Source organism: Acinetobacter sp. ABJ_C1_1, assembly GCF_044684115.1.
GTDB lineage: Bacteria > Pseudomonadota > Gammaproteobacteria > Pseudomonadales > Moraxellaceae > Acinetobacter > Acinetobacter nosocomialis_A.
In genome coordinates this window covers 24,618-30,984 of the sequence record NZ_JBITPU010000024.1, presented here as the reverse complement: position 1 = coordinate 30,984, position 6,367 = coordinate 24,618, and the positions used below count along the sequence as shown (strand labels likewise).

General features: G+C 37.6%; 8 protein-coding genes. 6 read left to right on the top strand and 2 right to left on the bottom strand.

The window, feature by feature from the left end; all coding sequences use genetic code 11:
- The first annotated feature begins 228 nt into the window (after positions 1–228).
- From ACG59Z_RS18050 to ACG59Z_RS18035, 4 genes are all read left to right on the top strand, one after another.
- Positions 229–633, top strand: coding sequence for an SRPBCC domain-containing protein (locus ACG59Z_RS18050; protein ID WP_400200630.1), 405 nt, complete (start codon positions 229–231; stop codon positions 631–633).
- A 173-nt stretch (positions 634–806) separates the two neighbouring features.
- A complete protein-coding gene (locus ACG59Z_RS18045) occupies positions 807–1,157 on the top strand; it encodes a GFA family protein (protein WP_263614925.1) in 351 nt (116 codons plus the stop codon).
- A gap of 20 nt (positions 1,158–1,177) precedes the next feature.
- Positions 1,178–1,741: a DUF4256 domain-containing protein gene (locus ACG59Z_RS18040; RefSeq protein ID WP_263614630.1), complete on the top strand. Its 564-nt coding sequence runs from the start codon at positions 1,178–1,180 to the stop codon at positions 1,739–1,741.
- 135 nt (positions 1,742–1,876) lie between these two features.
- A complete protein-coding gene (locus tag ACG59Z_RS18035; protein ID WP_400200629.1) occupies positions 1,877–3,040 on the top strand; it encodes an acyl-CoA dehydrogenase family protein in 1,164 nt (387 codons plus the stop codon).
- A 65-nt stretch (positions 3,041–3,105) separates the two neighbouring features.
- Here the strand turns inward: ACG59Z_RS18035 and ACG59Z_RS18030 are convergent, their stop codons facing one another.
- Positions 3,106–3,600, bottom strand: coding sequence for a hypothetical protein (locus ACG59Z_RS18030; RefSeq protein ID WP_311069255.1), 495 nt, complete (start codon positions 3,598–3,600; stop codon positions 3,106–3,108).
- Between the two features lie 169 nt (positions 3,601–3,769).
- Positions 3,770–4,369, bottom strand: coding sequence for a TetR/AcrR family transcriptional regulator (locus tag ACG59Z_RS18025; RefSeq protein WP_400200628.1), 600 nt, complete (start codon positions 4,367–4,369; stop codon positions 3,770–3,772).
- Here ACG59Z_RS18025 and ACG59Z_RS18020 point away from each other — a divergent pair.
- Both ACG59Z_RS18020 and ACG59Z_RS18015 read left to right on the top strand, forming a co-directional pair.
- A complete protein-coding gene (locus ACG59Z_RS18020; RefSeq protein WP_400200627.1) occupies positions 4,368–4,535 on the top strand; it encodes a hypothetical protein in 168 nt (55 codons plus the stop codon). The genes ACG59Z_RS18025 and ACG59Z_RS18020 overlap by 2 nt on opposite strands.
- Positions 4,536–4,555: 20 nt before the next feature.
- Complete coding sequence (locus tag ACG59Z_RS18015; protein WP_400200626.1) at positions 4,556–6,361, top strand: acyclic terpene utilization AtuA family protein; 1,806 nt, start codon at positions 4,556–4,558, stop codon at positions 6,359–6,361.
- The last annotated feature ends 6 nt before the right edge of the window (positions 6,362–6,367 follow it).

The window sequence follows — 6,367 nt, the reverse complement described above, 5'->3', positions numbered from 1 at the left end:
ACTCAGAAGTGAAACCTCTTAGCGCTGATGGTAGTGTGGGGTTACCCATGTGAGAGTAAGTCATCGCCAGCTCATTATTCTAAACACCCCGGTCTCGAAAGAGATTGGGGTGTTGCTTATTGCGCGGGAAAAACAGGGGAGATATGATTTTACATAATCCTTTATATTGCTAATTATTTTGCAGCATAATAAAAACCAGTTAAATTATAGATGAGTCTAAAATAAAAAATGTTAAAGTCCATTGAGGTTTCACAGTTTATCAATCAATCTCCTCAAAAAGTTTGGGAAGCATTGACCACGCCTGAACTTGTCCAGCAATGGTGGGCTAAAGGGGACATTCAGCCTAAAATTGGTCATCAATTTACTTTAGATATGGGTAATTTCGGAATACAACATTGCCTGGTTAAGGCAGTTGATAAAGAAATTTTATTTGAATATGACTTTGCAATCGGTGCACTTGATACAACCCTAAGCTGGAAATTAACTCCTCAAGAAAATGGCACACTTTTACAGCTTAACCATTCGGGTTTTAATATGGATTCTTCTTTTGGCCAACAGGCTTTTATTGGTATGGGAAAAGGTTGGCCGCAAATCTTAAGCCGAATTGAGGTGGTAATTTCTAACAATAAATAAAGTAGGATGAAAGAATATTTCTATTTCACCTTTGGAGTGTTTAGATAATCTACTAGAGTTTTAATTAAGTAGATTGTGTAAAGGTGAAAACATCAAAATCTATAAGAAGATTGAAAATTGATCTACCAAAAGAATATTATAAAAATTTAAAAATTAGAAAGAGGGAAAAAGATATGGAATATAAAGGAAGTTGTCATTGTGGTCAGGTAAAGTTTGTCGCAGAAGGTGAGCTAACAGAAGCCTTATCTTGTAATTGCTCGATCTGCCAAAAGAAAGGGTCTTTACTTTGGTTCCTACCCACTAATCAAGTTACAGTTACTTTAGATTCTCCTGATATTTTAGCGAATTACACTTTTAACAAGCATGTGATTAATCATTATTTCTGTAAAAATTGCGGTATTCATCCCTATGCTCAAGGTATAGATCCTCAAGGTAATTCTATTTTTGCGATTAATGTTCGATGTATAGATGACATTGACTTAGATAAAATAAAAATAAATTATTTTGATGGACGTTCAGTTTAATAATTATAAGGATTTATTCAATGACAACTAAAAAACAATTAACTCAAACACAATTAGATTCACTGCTTGAACTGTTAAAGAAGAGATTTGAAAATAACACACATCGCCATAAAGAAATGAATTGGACTGATCTACAGGCTAAACTCATTAAATTTCCTGAAAAATTATGGTCATTGCAAGAAATGGAAAACACTGGAGGAGAACCAGATGTTATCTCTTATGATCAACAGAAGGATGAGTATTTATTTGTTGATTGTTCTCCTGAGACACCCAAAGGTCGTAGAAGCTTTTGTTATGATCGAGAGGCTTTGGAGGCTAGAAAAGATCATCCTCCCAAAAATAGTGCAATCGATGTAGCTAAAGAAATGGGAGCTGAGCTTCTCACAGAAGAGCAATACCATGAGTTACAAAAGTTAGAGGAATTTGATCTTAAAACATCAAGTTGGCTCAAAACTCCAGATGAGATTCGACGGTTAGATGGAGCTATTTTTGCTGACCGACGTTATGGTCGGGTATTCATTTATCATAATGGAGCACAGTCTTATTATGCTGTTCGTGGTTTTCGTTGCTGCTTAAGAGTATAGGCGTTGTACATAAATAAAAATAATTCTGTTTGATGTTTTATGCCAAGAAAATGGAGATTCTTGCAACTTTTGATTGACTGTAAACATGACAAGATATGTTTAGGAATTAAATAAAACATCAGGACATTTCTAAACATGCAACTCAACCCAATTTACTATAATGAACAACACATTGCTTTTGCTGACAATGTTCGCCGATTTGTACAAAAAGAAATGGCACCTTTTGTTAATGAGTGGGATGAGGCTGAGACATTTCCTAGAGAGCTTTATAGAAAGGCTGCTGAAATTGGTCTATTGGGGCTAGGTTTTTCAGAAGAATATGGTGGTATTCCTGATGCAGATCCATTTTATTCATTGCTGGCTGGTATTGAAATGGCAAAGGCGGGTTCTGGGGGAGTACATACCTCACTCATGGTACACACAATTGGCGCCCCTCCCATTCAGCACTTTGGAAGTAAGGAGTTAAAGGCTAGAGTCCTACCAGGTATTATTTCCGGTGAAAAAATTTCTGCTTTAGCTATTACAGAACCTGGTGGTGGCTCGGATGTCGCTGCATTACAGACTAAAGCTGTTCGTGATGGTGATTACTATATTGTCTCGGGTGAGAAGACGTTTATCACATCGGGAATTCGTGCAGATTACTATACAATTGCAGTGCGTACAGACCCAACTAAAACAGGAGCTGAAGGTATTTCAATGTTGCTCGTTGATGCGCACAGTGAAGGAATTACTAAAACACCTTTAAAGAAAATGGGATGGTGGGCTTCTGATACGGCGCATTTGCATTTTGATCAAGTACGAATACCTATATCAAATCTGCTCGGCAAAGAAAACGCTGGTTTTAAAGTTATTATGAATAACTTTAATATGGAGCGGTTCTTCTTGGGAGTAGTCGCTTATGGGTATGCATTAGTCTGTTATGAAGAAGCTTTAGACTGGGCACAGCAACGGAAAACTTTTGGTAAGAGATTAATAGACCATCAAGTGATTCGCCATAAATTGGTAGATATGGCAACACAATTGACCTCAACACGGGCATTGCTTGAAGAAACTGCATGGAAAATGACTCAGCCGAATTTACAGGGGCCGGAATTGGTGGCACAAATTTCAATGCTTAAAAATGTTGCGACTCGCACTATGCAATTTTGTGCTGATGCGGCTGTACAAACATTGGGAGGTATGGGCTTTATGCGTGGAACTAAATCTGAACGTATTTACCGTGAGGTTAAGGTCAATATGATTGGTGGTGGTGCTGAGGAAATTATGAAAGATTTGATTAGTAAGCAGTTAGGTTATTAATTTATTTTCTTCACGAACGGCAGGGGATAGAATAAACACACTTTTCAAGTTTTGATGTGTTTATTCTAATTCTTTTGATTTCTACTATTACGTTCAGCATAAATTCTATCTCGTTGTTTTTCATCCCGTTTTAATTCAATTTCATATTTTTCTTTTAACGCATTTGCTTTAACAGATTGTTGATGAATAAGTATTAACTTTGTTTCTAGATCTCGTTGAGAGTTGGAGATATAGTCGGAATCTCTATTCGGAAGAATTAATATCATTTGTTTTGCTGAGATATAGTCTGTCTCCCATTCTTGAATCCACTTTTTTAATCCCCCCGAACGCAGTTGTCCAGTTGCTGATGATATTGCTTCACGTGATCTTTTTGCTTTTGTTAATAACTCTGGTAAGTCATTCACAGTTAAAATTAATTGAGTTTCAGCTTTTTTTAATTCAAGTCTTAGATCCAAAGATTTAATTTTCGAAAGACGTTGTAAACTAATATAGCCCATTATTGATCCAGCTATTCCAGTAATAGCACCGACGATCGCAGTTAATGTTTCAATATCGAGCATCTAATATGAACCTAATATTTAATATAACTAATCTATTGGTAATTCTTTTAAATAGATAATATATGATTTACGTTTTAAGGGGCAAAAATTCTATCCATTCTTCATTTAAAATTGCCCAACATTCATGTTCTTTCCATATTTTTCCTCAAATTCTAAGATATTACAGAACTCATTTCAAAGCCATCTCCCAAACCATTTCAGTTAACTCATCAATTTTGACTTTACCCTCAGCTTTATACCAAGTTACGGTCCACGAAATTGCACCACCAATTAATCTTCGCCAAATAAAGGCATCATGCTTTACTTTGCCTTGAGTACGTAATTTTTCAATAACATCCAACCAGATTTGCTCATATTCATTACGCATTTTTAAAAGATAATCTTGTTTTTCTTTTGATAGGGCAAACCACTCATAAACCAAAACAGCCATGGCTGCACCTGTATCTCCAGTAATTGAAATGAGTTCAGATTTAATAAGAGCACGGAGTTGTTGTTCTGGATTGGTAGATTGAGCTGCCGCATCTTGTAAACGAGCAAGATTGTAAATAATGGTTTCCTCCATCACGTGAGCGAGGATGTCATCTTTACTTTTAAAGTGGTGGAATAAGCTTCCCGACTGGATTCCAATAAATTGAGCAAGTTCGCGTACGGTGGTTTTATCATAGCCTTGTTTATGAAATAGGTAAGCAGCTCCCCGTAATAAACGACCACGTGGGCTATCGTCAAAACAAGAGATATTTGGAATCTGTTCAATTGAAGTAGCAATCATGCGAAAGCCGGATCCTTTATATAAAAAATACTTAACAGAAAAGTTTGCCAAATCTCGTCATGTTTTAGCTGAGCTGTCAAGTTTGGCAGTTTTGGTCAATTTCACAATAACATTTTGCTCTTTACAAACCAAGCGCTTGCTTGGTAATGTTGAGTTTGATTTTTAAACAAAATAATGAGAAATAAAATGGCAAGTAATCAACAGGATGATGAGCGTGTCGTGAAAATAGGTTGTGCCTCTGGGTTTTGGGGGGATACCAATACTGCCGCTTTCCAATTAGTACATCTAACCGATATTAATTATTTGGTTTTTGATTATTTGTCAGAGATCACCATGTCTATTATGGCAAAAGCGAAGATGGTGGAACCAAAACATGGTTACGCTTTAGATTTTGTCAGCCGAGTCATGGCACCCTTACTAAAAAAAATTGCAGAGAAAAAGATTAAGGTAATTAGTAATGCTGGTGGTGTTAATCCATTGGCGTGTCGAGATGCCTTGCAAAAAATTATTAAAGAGTATGGTCTAGATCTGAAAGTGGCTGTGGTGTTAGGTGATGATCTTTTGCCAAAACATGAGCAGTTAAAATCACAGAATATTCAAGAAATGTTTAGCGGAGAAGCTTTGCCAGAACAGGTGGCGAGTAGTAATGCTTATTTAGGGGCAGTGGCTATTCGCGATGCCTTAGACTTAGGCGCAGATATTGTGATTACTGGTCGTGTGGTTGACTCTGCTGTGGTGCTTGCCCCTTTACTTCATGAATATCAATGGTCTTTAGATGACTACGATAAGTTGGCACAAGGCTCACTGGCAGGTCATGTGATTGAATGTGGTGCACAATGTACAGGTGGTAATTTTACCGATTGGCGCCTAGTACAGGGCTTCGACAACATGGGGTTCCCAGTGGTTGAAGTAAGTGAAGATGGTTCATTCGTTGTGACCAAACCACAAGGTACCGGTGGTCTGGTATCTATTGCAACGGTTGCTGAACAAATTGTTTATGAAATTGGCAATCCTCAAGCATATTTATTACCCGATGTCATTGCTGATTTCAGCCACGTACATTTAGAGCAAGTCGGGGAGCACCGAGTTCGTGTGACGGGTGCAAAAGGACAAGCACCGACTAAACAATATAAAGTCAGTGCGACTTATCCAGATGGTTATCGGGTTTTAGTCAGTTTTTTAATTGCAGGACGTGAGGCACCACAAAAAGCACAAGTCATTGCCGATGCGATTTTGGCGAAATGTGAGCGTGTTTTAGCAATGCGTTCGGTGCCGCCATTTAGTGAAAAGTCTGTTGAAATTTTAGGTATTGAAAGTACCTATGGCGGCCATGCCCAAACATTAAATAGTCGTGAAGTGGTAGTTAAAATCGCTGTAAAACACATGTTTAAAGAAGCATGTATGTTCTTTGCATCTGAAATTGCACAGGCTTCAACAGGTATGGCTCCAGCCTTGGCAGGTATTGTTGGTGGACGTCCAAAAGCATCTCCAGTGATTAAATTATTTTCATTTTTAATTAATAAAAATCAAATTAATGTAGAAATCGATTTTGATGGGAACCGTTATCAGGTTGAGATTCCTCGGGGCATTTCTACAGAGCAATTCAATACTTTAGCAGCGGGTGAAAGTGCAGTTTATCAAGGGAATGAAATTGAAGTTCCTTTGATTGAAATTGCGCATGCCCGCAGTGGTGATAAAGGCAATCATAGCAATATCGGAGTGATTGCGCGTAAAGCAGAATATTTACCGTGGATTCGTGCAGCACTAAATGAACAGACGGTTGCAAGTTATATGCAGCATGTCTTGGATGCAGAGAAAGGGCGAGTAATTCGTTATGAGTTACCAGGTTTAAATGCACTGAATTTCATGTTGGAAAATGCCTTGGGCGGCGGCGGTGTTGCAAGCTTACGTATCGACCCACAAGGTAAAGCATTTGCACAACAATTATTGGATATGTCTGTAAAAGTTCCGGCACATCTTTTAGAAAAATAAAATGAA

What these genes read in the sequence shown, in the direction of transcription:
- ACG59Z_RS18050 (WP_400200630.1), top strand. Translation starts at nt 229, where the DNA reads ATGTTAAAGTCCATTGAGGTTTCACAGTTTATCAATCAATCTCCTCAA.
- ACG59Z_RS18045 (WP_263614925.1), top strand. Translation starts at nt 807, where the DNA reads ATGGAATATAAAGGAAGTTGTCATTGTGGTCAGGTAAAGTTTGTCGCA.
- ACG59Z_RS18040 (WP_263614630.1), top strand. Translation starts at nt 1,178, where the DNA reads ATGACAACTAAAAAACAATTAACTCAAACACAATTAGATTCACTGCTT.
- ACG59Z_RS18035 (WP_400200629.1), top strand. Translation starts at nt 1,877, where the DNA reads ATGCAACTCAACCCAATTTACTATAATGAACAACACATTGCTTTTGCT.
- ACG59Z_RS18030 (WP_311069255.1), bottom strand. Translation starts at nt 3,600, where the DNA reads ATGCTCGATATTGAAACATTAACTGCGATCGTCGGTGCTATTACTGGA.
- ACG59Z_RS18020 (WP_400200627.1), top strand. Translation starts at nt 4,368, where the DNA reads ATGCGAAAGCCGGATCCTTTATATAAAAAATACTTAACAGAAAAGTTT.
- ACG59Z_RS18025 (WP_400200628.1), bottom strand. Translation starts at nt 4,369, where the DNA reads ATGATTGCTACTTCAATTGAACAGATTCCAAATATCTCTTGTTTTGAC.
- ACG59Z_RS18015 (WP_400200626.1), top strand. Translation starts at nt 4,556, where the DNA reads ATGGCAAGTAATCAACAGGATGATGAGCGTGTCGTGAAAATAGGTTGT.